This is a genomic window from Streptomyces sp. NPDC002088 (assembly GCF_040296605.1).
Classification (GTDB): domain Bacteria; phylum Actinomycetota; class Actinomycetes; order Streptomycetales; family Streptomycetaceae; genus Streptomyces.
The window spans coordinates 453,518-472,662 of sequence record NZ_JBEOXO010000001.1; the positions used below are offsets into that span (position 1 = coordinate 453,518).

Here is a 19,145-nt window from a genome sequence, read left to right on the forward strand (position 1 = left end):
CCCGGCCGCGCGGGCAACGAAGGCGGAACGAGGAGGAGGGGATCCGCACGTCACGCGGTCTTCAGCTCGGCGAGGAGCTCGTAGCTTCGGACTCGGTCCTTGAAGTCCCAGGTCTCGGTCAGGACGATGAGCTCGTCGGCCCCGGTGCGCTTGAGCAGTGCACCCAGGCCGTCGCGCACGGTGCCGGGTGAACCGACCACGGACTCGCGCAGCATGTCCGTGACGGCAGCGGCCTCGTTCGGGGACCACAGCTGGTCGATGTCGTCGACCGGGGGCAGGTTCTGGAGTTCGCCGCGGATCATGGTGAGGAACTTGCGTTGCAGGGTCGTGAAGATGCGCCGGGCATCGTGGTCGGTGTCGGCGGCGATCACGTTCACGCCGACGATGGCGTGCGGCTTCTCCAGGCTCTGCGAGGGGCGGAAATTCGTTCGGTAGACCTCCAGGGCGGCGGCCAGCTGGGCGGGAGCGAAGTGCGAGGCGAAGACGAAGGGCAGGCCTTCCTGGGCAGCCAGGGCCGCGCCGAAGGTGGAGGAGCCGAGGATGTACAGCGGGACGTTGGTGCCCTCGCCGGGGATGGCGCGTACCCGCCGGGTGGGTGCGGCCGGCTCGAGGTAGCGGCGCACCTCCGTCACCTGGGTGGGGAAGTCCTTGGCGGTGGCGTCGCCGCGGCGCAGGGCCTGGGCGGTCCACGGGTCGGTGCCCGGGGCGCGCCCGAGGCCGAGGTCGATGCGTCCGGGGTAGAGGGAGGCAAGGGTGCCGAACTGCTCGGCGACCACGTACGGGGCGTGGTTGGGGAGCATGATGCCACCGGAGCCGACCTTGATCCGTTCGGTGACGGCGGCCACCTGTCCGATCAGGACGGAGGTCGCGGCGGAGGCCACCGCGGACATGTTGTGGTGCTCGGCGATCCAGTAACGGTTGTAGCCGAACTCATCCGCCCTACGGGCGAGTTCGATGGTCTCGAGCAGCGCCTCGGTGGCCGTGCCTTCGCCGTGCCGGATGGGGGCGAGGTTGAGCAGGGAGAGCGGAATGTCGCGGAGCTTCTTCATGGCGGTGCGGGATTGCCTTTCCGGATCTGCGGATGCGGAGCGGGGTCGGTCAGCGTGGAGCACGTGATCAGGCCGTAGGTGTACGAGGAGGGCGGCGCAGGGCGGTGATACCGATCTGCGCGGTCAGGACTTGCCACGCCCGCCTCATGGGTGCGGCCCGGAGTGCGGCGGGTGGGTGCCTAGTGCCTGGTGGCTACGTCACTGACGTTAAACTTGCACATCGATGTCAAGGTCAAGCCGGAACGGAGTGATGTACGCCACTATGAAGATCGGTGAACTCTCCCGCCGCACCGGGGTTGCCACCCGACTACTGCGCTACTACGAGCAGCAGGACCTGCTCCACCCCGACCGCCTCCCCAACGGTTATCGGGACTACCCCGAGAGCTCGGTGCAGCGCGTCCAGCAGATCCGCGACCTGCTCCAGGCAGGGCTGAGCACCGAGGTCATCCGCGAGATCGTGCCCTGCTTCCTCGGCGCGGGCGCCGAGCTGCGCCCCATGGTCGACCCGGAGCTGGCCGCCAACCTGGCGAGGGAACTGGGCCAGATCGAGCGGCGCATCGAGACCCTGGAGCGCAATCGCGACGCCATTCGCGCCTACCTGGATGTCGCCAGGCAGGCCGCCTGAGGCGATCACACACCCGGCGCTTGACATTCACATTGATGTCAATGTTTAACGTCGGTGGCATGACTCGCAGCAAGGAAGAACGCTCCGCCCCTCCGTTGTGGAGGTCCGGCCGATGAACCCGATCACCAAGGATGTACGCGTCGCTCTGGACACCTTCGCCGCGGCATGGACCGAGGGCGACCAGTCCGCCCTGAGTAGCCTCTTCACCGAATCGAGCGTGCTGCACTCCAGCGCACACGGGCAGGCTCGCGGTGCGGCGGAGATCGCCTCCCTGTTCAGCGCCGACCTCGTCGCCAAGACGTCCCTCCGTGTCGTCACCACCAATCACTCCGTCAGCGGCGACGACCGGCGGACCGTACTGACGTCGTATCTCTACGGCGTCAGCTCCCCATCCGACCCCACGCCCTCCACCTTCGGCGCCACGCTCCTGGCCGACCTGGTACGCACCGAGGACGGCTGGCAATTCGCGGAGCTGCGGCTGTCCATCCCGTGGACCGACGGAGACCCGGCCCGGTTCGTCCCGTGGAGCCTCCCGTCCGCGGAAGGCTGGAAGCTCGGCGACGCGACACCCGCCATCGTGAGCGAGCTGGACTCCCCCTGGAGCCGTGGCGTCCCCGACCTCGATGCCGACGACGCCGTGCAACAGGCGGCGGACTTCTACGCACGCTACGCATGGGCCATCGACCAGGGCGACATCGCGCTCCTGCGCGACTGTTTCACCGAGGACGTCTCGGGGTCGTTCCCCCCGATGGGCGACCTGGACGGGCGTCATGAAGTCATCGGACAGATGAAGTCCTTCCGGCGCGGGTGGCCATGGATGCAGCACTTCGGCCGCACGCTGCACGTCACGGTCGACGAGGCACAAACCAGTGCTCACCTCGTCGTGGGCAGGATCATTCCGCAGCAGTCGGCCGCGCCCAACGGCCAGGACCTCTACGGAGCCCACTACCAGTTGGACCTCCGCCGCCAGAACGGCATCTGGCGGATCTCCAGCTTCGACTACATCCCTGGCTGGATCACGACCAAGGAGCCTTAGTCCCTCCTGCCGCCGTCGCGCCCCGGCGCGCCGATCGGCCCCGCGCCTCGTCGGACCGATGCGCCGCAGGCATACTCCAAACCTCTCCCCGACCCGAAGCGACACACCCCATGGCCACCCCCTCCACCCCCGCGGATCGCCCGGCGCTCTCGCTTCTCGATCTCGCACCCATCCGCAAGGGCCACACCACGGGCGACGCACTGCACCGCACCGTGGAACTCGCCGCTCATGCCGAGCGCCTGGGCTTTCACCGCTACTGGCTCGCCGAGCATCACAACATGGCGCCGATGGCAAGCTCCGCGAACATCATCCTGGCGGGTGCCGTCCTCGGAGGAACCCGGTCCATCCGGGTCGGCACCGGCAGTCTCAACCTGCTCAACTACGCGCCGCTCGTCGTGGCCGAGCAGGTCGGCACGCTCGACGCCCTGCACCCCGGCCGTTTCGATCTCGGCCTGGGCCGAGCCCCGGGAGCGGATCCGTCGACCACGGCTGCGATCCGTCGCGGCCGACCCGCACAGCAGGAGTACGCCGAGCAGCTCGCCGAACTCCTTTCCTACCTGCACGGGACCGGCCGACAGGTGCGCGCAGTCCCGGTAGAGGACGCCGACATCCCCATCCACCTGCTCGGTTCCGGCATCTACAGTGCGGCACTGGCCGCGCGACTGGGGCTGCCGTTCGTCTTCGCCGCACACTTCGCCCCCGCCCGGCTGCAGGAGGCGATGGATCTCTACCACTCCGCCTTCTGCCCCTCCCCGGCCCTGTCCGAGCCCTACGCGATGGTGTCCGTGAACGCGGTCCTCGCCGATGACGACCGGGAGGCAGCCCGGCTGTTCACCTCCGTCCAGCGCAGATTTCTCTCCACGGTCCGCGGCCGGATGCGTCCGCTGGACCCGCCGGTGGACGACATGCACGGGCTGTGGACGCCGGACGAGGCCGCAGCGGTGAAGGAGCAGTTGGGCCAGTCCTACGTCGGCACCCCGGCCACCGTCCGCCCCCAGCTCGAAGCGCTCGTCGCCCGGACAGGAGCCCGGGAAGTCATCTTCATGTCCGAGACCTACGACCAGGAAGCGCGCCTGCGCTCCTACGAGCTCATCGCCAGCCTCTGGAACCGGGTGACGCCGCTGTAGCGCACAGCGCCCTCGGGCTTCGCCCAGGCAGTCGAACCTCCTGCTATCCATCGAGGCGAACCTCGGTGGCGACGCCACGTCGGAACGGACCGGGGCCAGCCTGGGCACAACCCTCCCCGGGGCGGTGTCATGCAGGCAGCGGCGACTCATCAGCCGCTCCACCCCACGGAATTGCACCACGAAGGGACAACACCCCATGTCTGATGCCAACGAAGCCCTGCCGGCCCTGGCCGTGCTGGAGGCGCGCCTGAACCGGCTCGAGGACACTCGCGCCGTCGAGCAACTGAAGTACCGGTACGCCGCCCACTGCGACAACTCCTATGACGCCCAGGGCATCGCGTCCCTCTTCGTCCCCGATGGCCGCTGGGTGGTCGACGGCGAGGGAGGCAGCAACACCGGCCACGCCGAGATCACTGCACACTTCACGGACCTCCCGAAGAAGATCCCGTGGGCCCAGCACTACATCATCAATCCGCAGGTGGAGCTCGCCGAGGACGGCCTGTCGGCGACCGGCAACTTCCGCCTCCTGTGCCTGTGCACCATCGCGCGCACAGACGATGCCGAAGCGCAGGACGCCGTGGTCCTCACGGTCGACTACACCGACCGGTTCGTGAAGCGCGACGGGCAGTGGTACTTCCAGGAGCTTCGCGGGAGCACCCACCAGGTATCCAACTGGGACCAGGGATGGGTGAAGCAGCCCTTCCGAGAGTGAGCAGCAACGAGAGAGGGCTTCTTCCTGGGCCCCGCCACTGCGGCTCACGCCGCCGACGGTAGCGGGGCCCCATGGTTGAGCCTTTCAGCGTTGCCGCTCCAGGGTGAGGACGGCCCGCGCACTGGACGTCATCCGGTTCGGGCTGACGAGTGACCTGCGCCGGATGATGCGGTGCGTGCGGGGCCGGGGTCAGGTCGTGGGTTCGGCCAGACAGGGTCGGCGAGATCCACAGGACCTGCCCGGCCGAGTCGGTGACGACCTGGACGTTCACGCCGTGGCGGCGGTGCTTGGCGCAGTAGTCGGTGTGGCTGGCGCCGACGCGGTCACGCTCCGCGAGAGTCCCGTCCACCAACACGAAGTTCGCCCTGCTTTCCCGCAGGACCCTCAGCAGGCCGGGAGCGCGAGCGGCCGGCAGGCGGACCACCGCCCGGATGCAGGTATGGGCGGTACCCACCGCGATCCCGAACCCGGTCGCGACCTGGCGAGTGTGTCGTGCCTGCGTAGATACACCAGAACGACCAGCGCACGCTGGTGCGGTGGAAGCTTGCAGCAGCGGTCACCCTCGCGGGTGACGACAAGCATGGTGAGTCACTCGACTGGTCGTGAGGCAAGCCGAGTGCAGCAGGGCAGGGAGCCAACGAGGCTCCCGAAGCTCTGAGTTGAGACGTCGAACATCTCCCCAACGGCACGGCAGCCTCGTGCGTTGCGGTCCGTTCCCGCCGCCACGGCCATCACCCGATCGGTGGCCAGGTTGAAAAGACTCAGTGATGCACGTTATTCAAATGTGCCTGAGCGCCGTCGCGGAACGTCCGGCGGCAGCGCATGCCCGCACGGCTGCTGCTCGGCTCCCTGGGCAGCGCTGCTGGCGACGTCCAGCACCACGTTCGTCGTCATCGTGACAGAGACGCTGCCGGCCGGGCTCCTGTCGGGGCTGTCCTCTGATCTGAACTGGTTCTGGGCCCGCCCGAAACGGTGTCCAGGAGGGCGGTGTCAGACGTGTGGGGGTTGGACGAGTCGCCCGTGGTGGATGAGGGAGGCGGCTTGTTTGAGGCGGCGCACCCGGATGCTGATCTCGTAGCCCTTGATGCCGTCGATACGGGCGAGGCGGTCGGTCAGGTAGCGGTAGAAGTCCGGGGTGTTCCGGGCGACGATGACGGCCATGATGTTGTGGCGGCCGCTCATAGCTCCGGCGAAGGCGCATTCGTCGTGGCGGCTGATCTCTTGGCCGATGCGGTGGAGTTGGGGCAGGTCTACCTGGATCCAGATGGTGGCGTTGAGTTCGTATCCGAGGCGTTCGGGGAGGGCGTCGACGTCGTAGGTGAGGGTGCCTGCCGTTTCGAGTGTGTCGAGCCGGCGTGCGACGCGCGGTTTGGACCAGCCGGTGAGTTCGGCGAGGCGGGTGTGTGAGACGCGGCCGTCCTCGGCCAGTGCGTCGAGGAGGGGCCGGTCCTCGGTGGTCGGGGCGAGGAGAGGACCTACGGGGACTGGCTGCTCAATGGTCAGGCGTTGCACCTGGTCGGGCGTGAGCGATGCTTCCTGACCGGTCCAGCCGGCGGTACCGGGTGCACTGAAGGGGTGGATGAGCAGGTCGACGCTGATGTCGAGGACCGAGGCAGCTTTGGGGAGCTGGCGCAGGAGGATGTCATCGCGTTCCGTGCCGGTGGATGAGCGGATGATGCAGATGATCTCCGAGCCGCCGGAGGCGATGCTGGCGTAGGCGATCTCTGGCCTGCGGGCGAGTGAGTCGGCGAGGGGGCCGACGCGGTCGGGACGGCAGCGCAGTCGGGCGACCCACTCGGCCTGTCCGTGCACGGCGGGGTTCACCAGACCGACGACGCGCAGTACGCCGCTGCGGCGCAGGGTGTTGTAGCGGCGGGCCACAGTCTGCTCGGACACGCCGATCACCTCGCTGATGCGGCGGAACGAGACGCGGGGGGCGCAGCGCAGGCAATGGATGATTCTTCCGTCGAGATCGTCCGGCATGGAGGAATATTCACACACCCGCAGCAGTGATCAGAAGTTTCGCGACGTCTTCTGGGTTCTATCTGGTGATTCTTCTCAGTCAGAGTGAAGCTGTTCGGCGATTCGTGGAGAGGCGCATCGCTGAGCCGACGCGCCCCGCCGGGCAGCCAGAGACTGCGGCTTCGACACCGCTGAAGGAACGACTTCGTGAACCCCACACCCCTGCAACAACCCCGAACCGGACGAGCCGCCACGCTCGTCATGGCCTGCCTGGGCGTCTTCGTCGCCTACCTTCCGGTGACCACCGTGTCGGTGAGCCTGCCCGCCATCCAGAAAGCCTTGGGTGCCTCGACGTCGCAGCTGTCGTGGGTGTCGGACGCGTTCGTGCTGCCCATGGCCGCGCTGATCCTGACCACCGGGGTCTTCGGTGACGTCCACGGCCGCAAGCGGGTGTTCCAGGCGGGCCTCGCCTTCTGCGCCCTGGGCGCGGCGATATCCCTGACCGCCGGCTCGGTGCAGACGTTGTGGATCGGCCAGGCGGTCTCCGGCCTCGGGGCGGCGGCGCTGCTGCCCACGACCCTGGCGCTGATCAGCCATGCCATCCCCGATCACCGGGAGCGGGGGAAGTTCATCGGCCTGTGGGCGACGTCTTTGCTGGTCTCCCTGGCCGTGGGACCGCTGATCGCCGGTGTGCTGCTGGAGCACGTCGCCTGGCGCTGGATCTACCTGCTGCCGATCCCCGTGTCGCTGGCCGTGCTGGCTGCGGCGGCCTTCCTGCTGCCCGACTCGCGGGCGCCGCACGGCCGGAGGCTCGACTGGCCCGGCCAGATCACCGCCGCGCTCGCCATCACCGCGATCGTCTACGGCGTCATCGAGGGCGGCGCCGACGGCTTCACCCAGCCCGCCGTACTGGGCGCCCTGGCGATCGGGGTGGTGAGCGCCGGTGCCTTCGTCGCCGTGGAGCGCCGCAGCGCCAGCCCGATGATCGACCTGGCCCTCTTCCGCAGCCCCGCCTTCACCGCCACCACGCTCGTGGCCATGATCAGCTTCCTGGGTCTGATCGGCTTCTTCTTCGTGCTGAGCCTGTACTTCGGCATGGTGCAGCAACTGGACACGCTTCAGGCGGCCCTGCGGCTGCTGATGGTGACCGCGGCGGCCATCGTCGCGGGCATGCCGGTCGGCCGCCTGATGCACCGGGTCTCCGCCCGGGTGCTGATCACCACCGGTCTGGTACTGACGGCGGGCTCGCTGCTGTCGCTCACCGGCATCGACGCCCAAACGTCGTTCGTCTCCATCGCCTGGCGGCTGGTCCTGCTCGGTCTGGGCATGGGCGCCGTCCTCACGCCGATGACCGCTTCCGCAGTCTCCTCGGTGCCCTACCAGCTGGCCGGCATGGCGGCAGCGGGCAACAACGCCTTCCGGCAGGTCGGCGCGGCCCTCGGCCCGGCCGTGCTGGGCGCCCTGCTCACGACCCGCGCCCTGAACACGCTGCCCGCGCACCTGACGGACGCCGGGGTGAGTCCGGCGACCCGGGAACACATCGTCGACACGGTTCGCGAACAGGGCCTGGGGGCCGTGACCGGCCTCGATCTCGGCGCCGGTACCGGCCGCGCGCTGAGCGCCCTGGGCGACTCCTTCCTCGACGGCCTGCAGCTCTGCCTGATCGTGTCGGCCGCCCTCACGCTGCTCGCTGCCGCTGCCTGCGCGCTCCTGCTGCGCCCGGCCCGGCAGATGGCGAGCCCGTCGCCTGTCGCGTCGGGCGCCGCGGGCACAACGCCTCCCACCGCGCCCGCCCCGACCTCGTCCCACGATTCAGCGTTCGACCAGAGGATGGACCACACGTCGTGACCGCCACGCACACCAAGGCCGCTTCCGCGGCCGCACCTCGGCAGATCTCGCTCATCGTCCAGGGCGAGGACCGTCCCGGCATCGTCGCGGCCGTCACCGAGGTCCTCAGCGCCCACGGAGCGAACATCGCCTCGCTGGACCAGTACTCGGACAACCCGCAAGGCGGCGCCTACTTCCAGCGGGCCGTCTTCACCCTCGCCGATGCTCCCGTCCGGCTCCCGGCGCTGGAAGAAGACCTCGGCAAGCGACTCGCCCAGGACTTCCATGTGCAGTTCACCCTGCGGGATCTGTCGGTGCCCAAGCGCGTGGCGATCTTCGCGTCCAAGACCGACCACTGCCTGTTGGACCTGCTGTGGCGTCACCGTCGGGGCCAGCTCCCGGTCAGCATCGCCATGGTGATCTCCAACCACACCGACGTGGCGGAGGAAGTGCGCGGCTTCGGCATTCCCTTCTTCCACGTCCCTTCGGCCGGCCCGGACAAGTCGGCGGCAGAGGCAGAGCACCTGCGGCTGCTCAAGGACAACGTCGACTTCGTCGTCCTCGCCCGCTACATGCAGATCCTCTCCGCCGAGTTCATCGACCAGGTCGGTGTGCCGATCATCAATATCCACCACTCCTTCCTGCCCGCCTTCATCGGCGCTGGCCCCTACGCCAAGGCCAAGGAACGGGGCGTGAAGCTGGTGGGCGCCACCGCTCACTACGTCACCGAGGACCTCGACGAGGGACCGATCATCGAGCAGGACGTCGTACGCGTCACTCACGCGCAGACCACCGCCGACCTGATGCGCCACGGCGCCGACGTGGAGCGCGCCGTCCTCTCCCGCGCCGTGCTCTGGCACTCCGAGGACCGTGTCGTCCGCAACGGCAATCACACCATCGTTTTCGCCTGACCCCTCTTTCACACCGTCTCCCGGAAATCGGAGCCCGCCCGCGCCATGACCATGCACATCGACGGAAGGAAACTCGCCCGCCGCATCGAGGACGCCGTGGCATCCGAGGTCGCCTCCCTCGCAGAACGGTCCGGGCGTGTGCCGGGCCTCGCCACTGTCCTCGTCGGCGACGACCCAGCCAGCGCCGTCTACGTCGCACGCAAACGCGCTGCCGTCCGCAAGGCGGGCATGCGGGACCTGCACCGGTCACTGCCCGCCCACGCCAGCCACGACGACATCGCCGCGGTCATCGACGAACTGGCCGCCACCCCGGAGGTCTCGGGCATCCTGCTCCAACTCCCCCTGCCCGCCGGAGTCGAAGCCCGCCCGCTGATCGACCGGATTCCCGCCGTCAAGGACGTCGACGGCCTCACCACCGAGAGCGTCGGCCTGCTGGCCGGCCGCGCAGACGGCCTGCGCCCCTGCACACCCAGCGGCGTGATCGAAATCCTCGACTCCGAAGGCATCGCCATCAAGGGCGCCCACGCCGTCGTCGTCGGTGCTTCCGACCTCGTCGGCCGCCCCATGGCACAGCTGCTCCTGCAGCGCGACGCCACGGTCACCATCGCCCACCGGCGCACCACCGACCTGGCCGCGGTGACCCGGGCAGCGGACATCCTCGTCGTCGCCACTGGCGTCCCCGGCCTCATCGGCCCCGAACACGTCAAACACGGAGCCACCGTCATCGACGTCGGCATCACCCGCACCCCCACCGGCCTTACCGGCGACGTCCGCACCGAAGAGCTCGACGGCATCGCCGGCCGCATCACCCCGGTGCCCGGCGGCGTCGGCCCCATGACGATCGCCATGCTCCTGGCCAACACCCTCAAAGCCGCCCTGACACAGGACCGGACCACGTCGTCCCTCAGCCTTTCCGCCGCGCAGCCGACCCGGCCGTGACACGACGCACAACCCAACGAAGAAGTGGAGCCGACCATGAGCATCGCCGACAGGCAGCGCAGCGCCTACGAGGCCTTCAAGGAAAGCGGTGCCGACGCACCCTTCCTGACCGAACGCCCGGCGCTGTTCAGCCCGGCCGCCGCCGCGCAGGACGCCCTGAACATCCGGGGCACCTACGGACGCTTCGCGCAGATCCTGCTGCCCCTGGAGTACACCCACTGGACTGAGGAGGCCGCCGCCCATGTCCGGTCCTGCTACATCGGCGACTGGACCTCCCTGCACAAGGTCCGCGTCCGCGGGCCGCAGGCCCTGCCCTTCCTGAGCCGGTTGGGCATGCGTGACCTCTCCCGCTTCGAGACCGGGCAGATCAAACATCACGTCCAGCTCGACGACCAAGGCCGCATCGCCTCCGAGGGAGTCCTGACCCGCACAGGCGATCAAGAGTTCGTCTATACCGCGGGCAGCTGCGACTGGCTGCTGTGGCAGTTCTCCCTCGGCGACTGGGACGCCGAGGTCACCGACATCAGTCCTGAACGGTTCATCTTCGGTGTGCAGGGCCCCGCCTCCCTGCACACGCTGGAAAAGGTCACTGGTCAGGGCCTGCGCGACATCGGCTTCAGTCGAGGCCGGCCCTCTGAGGTCTCCGGCATTCCGGTCGACGTCATGCGCACCGGCATCTCCGGCGAACTCGGCTACGAACTGCACGGCGCCACCGCCGACGCCGAAGCCGTCTGGAATGCAGTACTGGCATCAGGCGAGGAGTTCGGCATCCGCCAACTCGGCTTCCGCTCCCAGCCCGTCCAGCACATCGAGGCCGGCATCGCCACCAACGGACTCGACTACCTGCCCGCCTCCATTCTCACGCCCGGGGCGCCGCGCCAGTTCCGGCGCGGCGCTCCGGGCGGCAGTTTCGTCCCGTCCAACGGCATCACCGACTACTTCCGCAGCCCCGGCGAACTCGGCTGGGGCTTCCGCAAGGGCGTCCCCGACCGCGATTTCATTGGCCGGGACGCCCTCGTTGCCGAAGCCGCACGTGGCGGCCCGGCACGCGTCCTGGTCGGCCTGGTGTGGAACGCGCAGGATGTCGCCGGAATCCTCACCTCGCTGACCGAAGACGGCGAGCTGCCCGACCAGATGGACGTCCCCCGCAACTCGGGCCCCAACTTCGACCAGGTCATCGCAGTCGGCGCACCCGTCGGTGTGGCCACCGGGCGCACCCTCAGCCCCACTTTGCGGGCGACGATCTCCCTCTGCGTCATCGACCGCGAACACGCCGAACCCGGCACCGACGTCGAGGTGCTGTGGGGCAGGCCGGGCACCCCGCAGCGCACCATCAGGGCGACGGTCACCACTCTCCCCTTCAAGCCCGACAACCGACGCACCGACGTCACCAGCCTCTGACACCCACCCGCGACACCGGCCGAGGTGACGCTGGCGTGTCCAACCCAGAGACTCTGCGGCCCGCCGGCGCCCCCTTTCTACGATCCGAACGACGCCGTGACTCAGGGAACAGGCACGATCGGTAGGGAGCAGGGCCAGACCTTCACCTCTGGATTTTTGCGGCCAGCAGCGCCGAGAACCCGACGGCGCCGACGCCGAAGAGGGCGATGCGTCACGGACGATGGCGTCGGTGCGGCACACCCCGCTGGCGGACACCCGCGGTTATCAGCCATCGCGAGGGCCGCATCTGCTCGATGCGGCCCTCGTGCCTCCCGGATCGCTGACGCGGTCCGGCGTCAGCCGGCGCGCATTGATGGTCCGCCGGCTCGGATCATGCCGACGTCTGCGCAGGTCCGCCCAGGGCGGTGGCGAGGCGGTGGGGGTCGACGGTGCCGGGGGCGACGGTCGGGAGGGTGTCGAGGAGGGTGCGCAGGCGTCGCGGGGTGTGGGGCAGGGCCTGGGCCGCGTCGGTCGAGTGGGGGTGCCAGCAGGCGGCGAAGGCCTGGTGGCCCAGGCGGCTGACGGCCTGCTCGACCGACTGCCAGGCGGCGAGCCCTGGGGCGTCCGCGCTGGTCCGGGCCAGCAGGGCGCGGTGCGCGGCGAGTTCGAAGCCCAGTTCCCGGCGGGCGGCCCGGCCGGGGTCGGCGGTCACCGTCCCCGCGTGCACGTGTTCGACAACCCGGGCCAACGCCGCGACAGTGCGCCGGAATTGGCGGTCAAGGGCTCGGTGGGGGTGGCGGCGGCCGGTGGTCCACAGCACCACGAGCGCGCAGCCGACGCCGAGCAGGGTCTCCTCGGCCCGTGCGGTGAGCATCGTGGCGACGGACGAGGTCGGCGCGGAGGCGATGTTGGCGGCGACGGCCATCACGGTCGCGAAGATCACCGCGTAGGTGTAGTTGCGGGGGAGCAGCAGGTTCATGCCCCAGGCGCCGAGGATCACCAGCACCAGTTGCAGCCCGCGACTGGGGTGCAGCGCCTCCATCCCGGCGACCGCGGCGACGCCGAGCAGGGTTCCCGCGAGGCGGTGCAGCCCGCGTACGGTGGTCGAGGTCCGGTCCGCCCCCGCGTGCAGGATGACCGTGGCCGACAGCACGGCCCAGTAGGGGCGTTCCAGGTGGGCCAGTTCGGCCGCCGAGACGGCGATGCCGGCCGCGAGCGCGTTGCGCAGCGCGGCCATGCGGGCCGTGGGCAGCGAGCGGCGTCCGAAGGCGCGCCGCAGCAGATAGCCGAGCGAGGGACGTCCGGGCATGGCCACCGCGTCGACCGCTGTCCAGCCCTGGGGGGAGGTGGCGTCGCCCGGGTAGTGCGCCTCCAGTAGGCGGGTGCCCAACTGTCGGTTCAACTCGGCGAGTTCGTCCTCCATGGCTCGGTGCGCTGCCGATGGCCGGCGACGGCGTTCCGCGGAGCGCAGTACCTCCCAGGCCCGGTGTACGGCAGCGGACGCGGTGTCGCCCTGCTCGGTGCGTCCGGCGGCGAAGTCCGCCACGGCGCTGCGGGCGGCGGCGATCGCGTCCTGCTCCGGGCCGTGCGGGCGCCGGACCAGGTCGTGCAGGGTGAGCAGGGCGGTGAGGGCGACCGAGACAACGGTGACCCCTACGACCTGCCCGCCCAGGTCGGTGGTTGCGCCGAGGTAGGCGCCCAGGGCGCAGGCGAAGGAGAGGTTGAGTGGTCCGGGCCCTGAGGGGGCGACGGCGTGGTACAGGGCGACGCTCAGCAGCACGACCGCGATGACGACGGCAGCGGCCGCCCAGGGCGCGGGTCCGGCCAGGACACCGAGGCCGAGGGAGACGGGGAACACCGCACCCACGACCGCGTAGGTGCGCAGTCGTGCCCGCAGCGGCTGTCCGGTGTCCCAGGCGGCGATCAGCGAGCCGAACATCGCCATCGGGCCGACCTGCAGTCCGACGACGGCGGTGATCGCCACGATGGACGCGGCCATGCACGCTGTCGACCGGGTCGCCCGTCGCGTGTGTCCGGGTGTCGGCGCGAGCCGGAAGAATGCCGCGATCTGGCCTGTGGCCCGCGCCGGCGTCATACTCTCCCCTGTTCTGTTCTCTGTGGTGTCGTGTGAACTCTGTGGTGCCGTGGCGCCGAATGCCTCGACGCAAAGGTTCCCCAGCAGTTCCGAGTTCCGCGGGGCTGTTCAGTGGCCCTGCGCGGGCCGCGCGTGGTGCGGCCGGGCGCGGGTCGCCAGGCGCAGCAGAGCGGCGCGGCGGGCCAGGGCGAACGGGGTGTCCCCGGTCGCGGGGGCGGAGGCCATCACCGCGAGCCTGTCGTGTCCGTGCGCGCCGGTGAGTGGTACCGCGACCGAGTCCATGCCGGGCACCGACTCGCCCACGCTGCTGGCCCAGCCGCGTCGCCGTACCTGCGCCAGCTCCTCCAGCAGCTCCTCGCGGCTGGTGATCGTGCGGTCGGTGACGGCCGGGAGCGTCTCGTGCGGGTAGAGCAGGCGCACCTGGTCGTCCGTCAGGAACGAGAGGAGCACCTTGCCGCCGGAAGTGGCGTGCGCGGCGTGGGTCTTGCCGCGCTCCAGCGTCACCCGGACCGGACGGGGCGATTCCCGCCCGTCGGTGACCAGGATCCGGGTGCCGAGCAGCGAGACGACCTCCAGGGTGTTCTCGGTGCGGCGCAACGCGTCGTCCAGGATGGGCGCGAGCCGGGCACGGGTGGCGTCGTCCAGTCCGGCCGGCGTTCCCAGGCGGGTCAGTTCCGGGCCGGTGCAGTAGCCTCCCCTTGCCCCGCGGCGGGTGACGAACCCGCGCGCCTCCAGGGTGCTCAGCACCCGGTGGGCGGTGGCGCGGGAGACGTCGAGCAGGCTCGCGGCCTCGGTCACCGACAGGGTGTCGTGGGTGGCCAGCAGGCTGAGCAGCCGCAGCCCGCTGTCCAGCGACTCGATGACGTAGTCACCCATCGTGAGCCCTCGCCTTCTGTCTCGTCCCGCGCGTCACGCCGCTGTCAGACTGCGCTGAAGCCGCCGTCCACGGCCAGTTCCGCGCCGGTGACGAAGGCCGCCTCGTCGGAGGCGAGGTAAAGCACGCCGTACGCGATGTCGGCGGGGGCGCCGCGGTGGCCCATGGGGGTGGCCTCCATCTGCCGCTGCGCGTGGGCGGCGGCCTCAGGCGATCCACCGGCGGACACCGACTTGGCGAGCTCGGTCTCGATGACCCCGGGGTGGATCGAGTTGACCCGGATGCCCTGCTTGGCGTACGTCGCGGCGTCGGCCTTGGTCATCAGCCGGACGGCGCCCTTGGCCGCGTGGTAGAGCGGGATGCGCGAGCCGCCCACCAGGCCGTTGATCGAGGAGAGGTTGACGATGCTGCCGCCGCCGGTGGACAGCATGTGCCGCACCGCGTGCTTGGTGCACAGCCACACGCCCTTCACATCGACGGAGAAGAGGGCGTCGAACTCCTTCTCCTCCACCTCGTGGGCCGGCTTGATCGGGCCGATGATCCCGGCGTTGTTGACCAGGATGTCTATCCGCCCGTACTCCGCGGCGACCGCGTCGAAGACGTCGGCGACCTGCTTCTCGTCGGTGACGTTCATCGCCCGGACCCCGTCGCCGGCGGCCATGTCGACCGGCACGACGGTCGCGCCCTCTTCGGCCAGGACCCGGCAGATCTCTGCGCCGATCCCACGGGCGCCGCCCGTGACGATCGCGACCTTGCCCTGCACCCGTCCGTTGCCCATGATCCTGTGCTCCGTTCCTGCCCTGTCACTGTCTCTCTCAGTGGGACGCTCTTTCGAGCTCCCTTGACGAAGGTAGCGCTGGAACGGGCTTCGGGCGCAGCGCCTGTCTCACAGGCAGAGACATAGCGCCTGCCTGTGGGGAAGAGCATAGTTCCACTGCTTGGGAGGGGACATTCCATGCCCTGTCGTCGCCTCGCGGCACGCCCGGCTCGCGCTCGGGTGGTCCAGGGGGCTTGTGGGGCCAGGGGGCCGCCGGGCAGCCGACGGGCAGCAAGCCCGCCGGCGCGGCACCGTGGGAGGGGCCCCAGCTCAGCACGAACGCGACGCTCTCGCCGGTGGCGACCGTGAACGAGCTGACGATGGCACCGTCCTTCTCGGCCTGCTCGGTGGACGTGTCGAGCCACAGGGCATCCCCGTCGGCCTCGGCGATCATGCGTCCGTTCAACTCGTGGATCCACGGGCTGCCCCGCCCGTAGCCGGGGCGGGCACGCAGCGTGGGACGATCGGTACCTCGCCAGCCACTCCCTCCACGATCCGGATCACCTACGGCGCCCCGTCCCGAGGCGGCATGAAGTCGGTGACCTGTGCACGGCCGGAAGGCGTCGTCCACACCGTTTCCAGGACGAGCGACTCGTTGACATAGCGACGCTCGGCAGCCGCACTGGAGCTGCCTTCGTACGCGACGGCCGGGGCTATGCGCCAGGCCCCGTGCTTCCGCCTGCCGACCAGTGCGGCGAAGAGGGCCGAGGAGTCGAAGCGGGGCAGGCACAGCCAGTCGATCGAGCCGTCGTCGCAGACATGAGCGCTGGTCTGCATGTCGCCGATCAGGCCGTATTGCTCGTGGCCGAGCAGGTCTCGGCCACCGTGGGGTGGGAGAGTCAGCCACGGTCGGCGGCCGTCAACGAATTGGCGGGGTTCGAAGTGGCGGAATTCCGGCCGGCGCTCACCGGGAGCAGGGCGCCGATGAGGATCACCGCGGGAACGATCCACGGCAGGTAGTTCGGAAAACCCGTGCCCGCGCCGACGAGCACTCCCCAGTTCTTGAGCGCCAGCACGATCGCGGTGACCAGGCCCGCGCCGCCCAAGCCGGGCGCGATCAGCGTGCGCCACACACTCAGCCCGGTTCTGCGCCGTCGGAAGAACGTGATGATCGCAAGGCAGGTCCACGCCTGCAGCACGATCACCCCGAGGGTGCCCAGGCCGACTGTCCAGGAGAACAGCGCGGTGTAGGGGTCGAGTTTGGCCACCACGAAGATCCCCACGATGACGGCGCCGACGACGCTCTGGACCACGCCGGCGACGTGTGGAGACTGGTACTTCGGGTGTGTGCGGGCCAGCAGGCTCGGGCCCCAACCGCGGCGGCTCAGGTTCAGCAGGTAACGGGCGATCGTGTTGTGGAAGGCCAGCAGCGCGGCGAAGAAACTGGTGATCAGCAGGTACTGCATGATGTCCGTCCACACGGGGCCGACGTAGCGGCTGGAGAGCGTGAACACGAAGGCGTCCGGACTCTGCCGCGCCGCACCCTGGACCTTGTCGGCGCCATGGCCGATGACGAAGCACCAGACGGTGAATACCAGGAACACTGTGATGAGCAGGACCGCAGCGTAGGTCGCCCTGGGAATGGTGCGGTTCGGGTCACGGGCCTCCTCGCTGTAGATCGCGGTCGCCTCGAACCCGATGAACGACGCGGACGCGAACATCAGCGCGATGCCCAGCGCGCCGCCGGTGACAGTGGCCGGGCTGAAGCTGGTGAACGTGACACCCTGCGCACCGCCCTTGCCGACGATCGCGAAGTCGACCACCAGCAGGACGACCACCTCGCAGACCATCAGCACGCCGAGAACCTTGGCGGACAGGTCGATCTCGACATAGGCCAGCACACCGACCAGCACCATGGCGATGAACGCCCACACCGACCAGGGCAGGTCGACCCCGAGTTGCCGGCCGAACACCACATGGGCGAAGAAACCGAAGATGCCGTAGATGCCCACCTGCATGGCGACGTACGACGCGGTGGCCAGGTACGCCGCGCCACGGCCCATCCTGGTGCCCAACGCCTCCTGGATGTACGCCGCGAAGCCGCCGCCGACGGTGACGTACCGGCTCATCGCCGCGTATCCGACGGAGAACAGCAGCAGCATGACACCGACTGCCAGATACGCGCCGGGCGCACCGGCTCCGTTGCCTGCACCGACCGCCGCCGGGCTCCCGCCCAACGCGGCCGACAGCGGTGACGCGGCCGCAACGACGAAGAACACGATGCCGGCCGCGCCCACAGCATTGGCCCGCAACCCGCTGGATCCAGCCGCTGCGACATCTGTCCCCGCGTCCGTATCCGTGATCATTCAGCTCCTCGCCCTCACGGTGCCGTCGGCGTCCGTCCGCCGCAGCACGTCACCTATGGCCTGCACACAGGCATCCAGCTCGCCCTCCTCGATGATCAGTGGCGGCGACAAGATCAGCGCCGACCCGACCGAGGGCCGGACGATGGCACCGTGTGCGGCACGGATCTCGGCCGCGATCGCGTCGACGGATCCCATGGGGCGCCGGGTCTTCCGATCGGTGACCACCTCTACCGCTGCCATCAGGCCGACGTTGCGCACTTCGCCGACCAGCTCCACGTCCAGCAGGGTATTCAGCCGGGTGGCCAGGAACTCGCCCATCTTCGCCGCCCGGTTCACCAACCCCTCGCGCTCGATGATGTCCAGGTTGGCCAGGGCGACTGCGGCCCCGGCCGGGTGTCCGGCGTAGGTGTAGCCGATGGGGAAACCGTGGTCCCCGCTGGTGATGCCCTGGGCAACCCGCTCGGTCATCAACACGGCGCCCACCGGGAAGTATCCGCTGGTGATGCCCTTGGCGGTGACGATGATGTCCGGGCGCAGGCCGAACCGTTCGGCGGCGAAGTGGTGGCCGGCCCGGCCGTAGCCGGTGACCACCTCGTCCAGGATCAGGAGGATGTCGTGCTCCCGGAGGACCGCCTCGACCCGCGGCCAGTAGTCGTCCGGGGGCACGAGCATGCCGCCCACGCCCATGATCGGTTCGCCGACGAAGGCTGCGATCTTCTCCGGGCCGATCCGGTCGATCGTCTGCTGGAGCTCGGCGATGAGGAAGTCGCTCGGGTCCTGGTCGCCGTACAACTCCGAGTGGTACGGCCATGGCGGCGTCAGGTGCGCGAAACCGCCGGGCTGGGGCCCGAATCCGTGCCGGAGCCAGTCGAAGTCGGTGGCCGCGGTGGAACCGTACCCGACGCCGTGATAGCTGCTGCGGCGGGACAGGATCCACTGCTTTTCCGGGTGCCCTGACTCGAAATGGAACAGCCGGGCCATTTTCAGCGCGGACTCGATCCCCTCGGTGCCGCCGGCGGTCAGGTTGACCTTGGAGATACCTTCCGGGGCCAGTTCGACAAGCCGCTGGGCGAGCTGGATCTGGGCGGGGTTGGAGAACTCCCAGAACGTGCAGAAGAATCCGAGCTCGGCCAGTTCCCTGCGGGCGACGTCGGCGAGCTCCTCACGGCCGTGACCGACCAGGTTGGCCCAGAGGCCGCCACCGGTACCGTCGATGTACTCGCGGCCGGTCGAGTCCCAGATCTTGGCTCCCTTGCCCCGGGTGACGATCATCCGCTCCCCGGGGCCGGGCGCGCCGTGCGGATGGATCAGGAACTCGGCGTCGATCGCCGCGAGTTCCTCGCTGGTCTGGTTGGAGGCAACTGCCATGGCTCCGCTCCCGTACTCGATGGTCGGTCCCGGGCGCGCAGTGTTCGGCGGACGTACGCCCGTTCCTCATCGGTGGTCACTGCAGCGTCGCTCGGGTAGTCCGGGACACTAGGCTCG

At 69.5% G+C, this 19,145-nt stretch carries 17 protein-coding genes and 1 pseudogene; 9 read left to right on the forward strand and 9 right to left on the reverse strand.

Going from position 1 to position 19,145, the window contains the following annotated elements; all coding sequences use genetic code 11:
• Positions 1–50: 50 nt before the first annotated feature.
• On the reverse strand, positions 51–1,049 hold the full coding sequence (locus tag ABT114_RS02075) for an LLM class flavin-dependent oxidoreductase (RefSeq protein ID WP_351137536.1): 999 nt from the start codon (positions 1,047–1,049) through the stop codon (positions 51–53).
• 250 nt (positions 1,050–1,299) lie between these two features.
• Here ABT114_RS02075 and ABT114_RS02080 point away from each other — a divergent pair, with 250 nt between their 5' ends.
• From ABT114_RS02080 to ABT114_RS02095, 4 genes are all read left to right on the forward strand, one after another.
• On the forward strand, positions 1,300–1,674 hold the full coding sequence (locus tag ABT114_RS02080; protein WP_351137538.1) for a MerR family transcriptional regulator: 375 nt from the start codon (positions 1,300–1,302) through the stop codon (positions 1,672–1,674).
• A gap of 112 nt (positions 1,675–1,786) precedes the next feature.
• On the forward strand, positions 1,787–2,710 hold the full coding sequence (locus ABT114_RS02085) for a nuclear transport factor 2 family protein (protein ID WP_351137540.1): 924 nt from the start codon (positions 1,787–1,789) through the stop codon (positions 2,708–2,710).
• A gap of 110 nt (positions 2,711–2,820) precedes the next feature.
• On the forward strand, positions 2,821–3,837 hold the full coding sequence (locus ABT114_RS02090; protein WP_351137542.1) for an LLM class flavin-dependent oxidoreductase: 1,017 nt from the start codon (positions 2,821–2,823) through the stop codon (positions 3,835–3,837).
• Positions 3,838–4,033: 196 nt separating this feature from the next.
• Entirely contained in the window at positions 4,034–4,549 is a 516-nt protein-coding gene (locus tag ABT114_RS02095) for a nuclear transport factor 2 family protein (RefSeq protein ID WP_351137544.1), read from the forward strand.
• Positions 4,550–4,633: 84 nt separating this feature from the next.
• Here ABT114_RS02095 and ABT114_RS02100 read toward each other — a convergent pair.
• Both ABT114_RS02100 and ABT114_RS02105 read right to left on the reverse strand, forming a co-directional pair.
• A pseudogene (locus ABT114_RS02100) lies at positions 4,634–5,187 on the reverse strand (transposase).
• 352 nt (positions 5,188–5,539) lie between these two features.
• The gene (locus tag ABT114_RS02105) at positions 5,540–6,532 is read right to left on the reverse strand and encodes an Lrp/AsnC family transcriptional regulator (RefSeq protein ID WP_351137546.1); all 993 of its coding nucleotides are present in this window, start codon (positions 6,530–6,532) and stop codon (positions 5,540–5,542) included.
• Positions 6,533–6,772: 240 nt separating this feature from the next.
• Between ABT114_RS02105 and ABT114_RS02110 the strand changes: the two genes are divergently transcribed.
• From ABT114_RS02110 to ABT114_RS02125, 4 genes are read left to right on the forward strand one after another with little or no spacing between them, the layout of a single operon-like run.
• On the forward strand, positions 6,773–8,359 hold the full coding sequence (locus tag ABT114_RS02110; protein WP_351138187.1) for an MFS transporter: 1,587 nt from the start codon (positions 6,773–6,775) through the stop codon (positions 8,357–8,359).
• A complete protein-coding gene (gene purU, locus ABT114_RS02115; RefSeq protein ID WP_351137548.1) occupies positions 8,356–9,249 on the forward strand; it encodes a formyltetrahydrofolate deformylase in 894 nt (297 codons plus the stop codon). Before ABT114_RS02110 ends, purU begins: the two co-directional genes overlap by 4 nt.
• 45 nt (positions 9,250–9,294) lie before the next feature.
• Positions 9,295–10,188 carry a bifunctional 5,10-methylenetetrahydrofolate dehydrogenase/5,10-methenyltetrahydrofolate cyclohydrolase gene (locus ABT114_RS02120; protein WP_351137550.1) on the forward strand — a complete coding sequence of 298 codons (894 nt, stop codon included), beginning with the start codon at positions 9,295–9,297 and terminating at the stop codon, positions 10,186–10,188.
• A gap of 36 nt (positions 10,189–10,224) precedes the next feature.
• Complete coding sequence (locus tag ABT114_RS02125; RefSeq protein WP_351137552.1) at positions 10,225–11,589, forward strand: glycine cleavage T C-terminal barrel domain-containing protein; 1,365 nt, start codon at positions 10,225–10,227, stop codon at positions 11,587–11,589.
• Positions 11,590–11,959: 370 nt separating this feature from the next.
• Here the strand turns inward: ABT114_RS02125 and ABT114_RS02130 are convergent, their stop codons facing one another.
• The 3 genes from ABT114_RS02130 to ABT114_RS02140 all read right to left on the reverse strand — a co-directional run bounded on the left by ABT114_RS02130 (position 11,960) and on the right by ABT114_RS02140 (position 15,315).
• Positions 11,960–13,567, reverse strand: coding sequence for an FUSC family protein (locus tag ABT114_RS02130; protein WP_351137554.1), 1,608 nt, complete (start codon positions 13,565–13,567; stop codon positions 11,960–11,962).
• Between the two features lie 204 nt (positions 13,568–13,771).
• Positions 13,772–14,539: an IclR family transcriptional regulator gene (locus ABT114_RS02135; protein ID WP_351137556.1), complete on the reverse strand. Its 768-nt coding sequence runs from the start codon at positions 14,537–14,539 to the stop codon at positions 13,772–13,774.
• A gap of 44 nt (positions 14,540–14,583) precedes the next feature.
• Positions 14,584–15,315, reverse strand: coding sequence for an SDR family NAD(P)-dependent oxidoreductase (locus ABT114_RS02140; protein WP_351137558.1), 732 nt, complete (start codon positions 15,313–15,315; stop codon positions 14,584–14,586).
• A 335-nt stretch (positions 15,316–15,650) separates the two neighbouring features.
• Here ABT114_RS02140 and ABT114_RS02145 point away from each other — a divergent pair, with 335 nt between their 5' ends.
• Entirely contained in the window at positions 15,651–15,791 is a 141-nt protein-coding gene (locus tag ABT114_RS02145) for a hypothetical protein (protein ID WP_351137560.1), read from the forward strand.
• A gap of 67 nt (positions 15,792–15,858) precedes the next feature.
• On the opposite strand, the gene ABT114_RS02150 is transcribed toward ABT114_RS02145, so the two are convergent.
• From ABT114_RS02150 to ABT114_RS02160, 3 genes are read right to left on the reverse strand one after another with little or no spacing between them, the layout of a single operon-like run.
• Positions 15,859–16,305, reverse strand: coding sequence for a trehalase-like domain-containing protein (locus tag ABT114_RS02150; protein WP_351137562.1), 447 nt, complete (start codon positions 16,303–16,305; stop codon positions 15,859–15,861).
• Positions 16,194–17,660 (reverse strand): APC family permease, encoded by a 1,467-nt coding sequence (locus ABT114_RS02155; RefSeq protein ID WP_351137564.1) that lies wholly within the window; start codon positions 17,658–17,660, stop codon positions 16,194–16,196. Before ABT114_RS02155 ends, ABT114_RS02150 begins: the two co-directional genes overlap by 112 nt.
• Complete coding sequence (locus ABT114_RS02160) at positions 17,661–19,028, reverse strand: aminotransferase family protein (RefSeq protein ID WP_351137566.1); 1,368 nt, start codon at positions 19,026–19,028, stop codon at positions 17,661–17,663.
• Positions 19,029–19,145: the final 117 nt, after the last annotated feature.

Bases quoted from the DNA above. Each gene is read 5' to 3' on its own strand.
- ABT114_RS02125 (WP_351137552.1), top strand. From the start codon at position 10,225: ATGAGCATCGCCGACAGGCAGCGCAGCGCCTACGAGGCCTTCAAGGAA.
- ABT114_RS02085 (WP_351137540.1), top strand. From the start codon at position 1,787: ATGAACCCGATCACCAAGGATGTACGCGTCGCTCTGGACACCTTCGCC.
- ABT114_RS02140 (WP_351137558.1), bottom strand. From the start codon at position 15,315: ATGGGCAACGGACGGGTGCAGGGCAAGGTCGCGATCGTCACGGGCGGC.
- ABT114_RS02135 (WP_351137556.1), bottom strand. From the start codon at position 14,539: ATGGGTGACTACGTCATCGAGTCGCTGGACAGCGGGCTGCGGCTGCTC.
- ABT114_RS02160 (WP_351137566.1), bottom strand. From the start codon at position 19,028: ATGGCAGTTGCCTCCAACCAGACCAGCGAGGAACTCGCGGCGATCGAC.
- ABT114_RS02120 (WP_351137550.1), top strand. From the start codon at position 9,295: ATGACCATGCACATCGACGGAAGGAAACTCGCCCGCCGCATCGAGGAC.
- ABT114_RS02110 (WP_351138187.1), top strand. From the start codon at position 6,773: ATGGCCTGCCTGGGCGTCTTCGTCGCCTACCTTCCGGTGACCACCGTG.
- ABT114_RS02105 (WP_351137546.1), bottom strand. From the start codon at position 6,532: ATGCCGGACGATCTCGACGGAAGAATCATCCATTGCCTGCGCTGCGCC.
- ABT114_RS02080 (WP_351137538.1), top strand. From the start codon at position 1,300: ATGTACGCCACTATGAAGATCGGTGAACTCTCCCGCCGCACCGGGGTT.
- ABT114_RS02095 (WP_351137544.1), top strand. From the start codon at position 4,034: ATGTCTGATGCCAACGAAGCCCTGCCGGCCCTGGCCGTGCTGGAGGCG.
- ABT114_RS02155 (WP_351137564.1), bottom strand. From the start codon at position 17,660: ATGATCACGGATACGGACGCGGGGACAGATGTCGCAGCGGCTGGATCC.
- ABT114_RS02090 (WP_351137542.1), top strand. From the start codon at position 2,821: ATGGCCACCCCCTCCACCCCCGCGGATCGCCCGGCGCTCTCGCTTCTC.
- ABT114_RS02130 (WP_351137554.1), bottom strand. From the start codon at position 13,567: ATGGCCGCGTCCATCGTGGCGATCACCGCCGTCGTCGGACTGCAGGTC.
- ABT114_RS02075 (WP_351137536.1), bottom strand. From the start codon at position 1,049: ATGAAGAAGCTCCGCGACATTCCGCTCTCCCTGCTCAACCTCGCCCCC.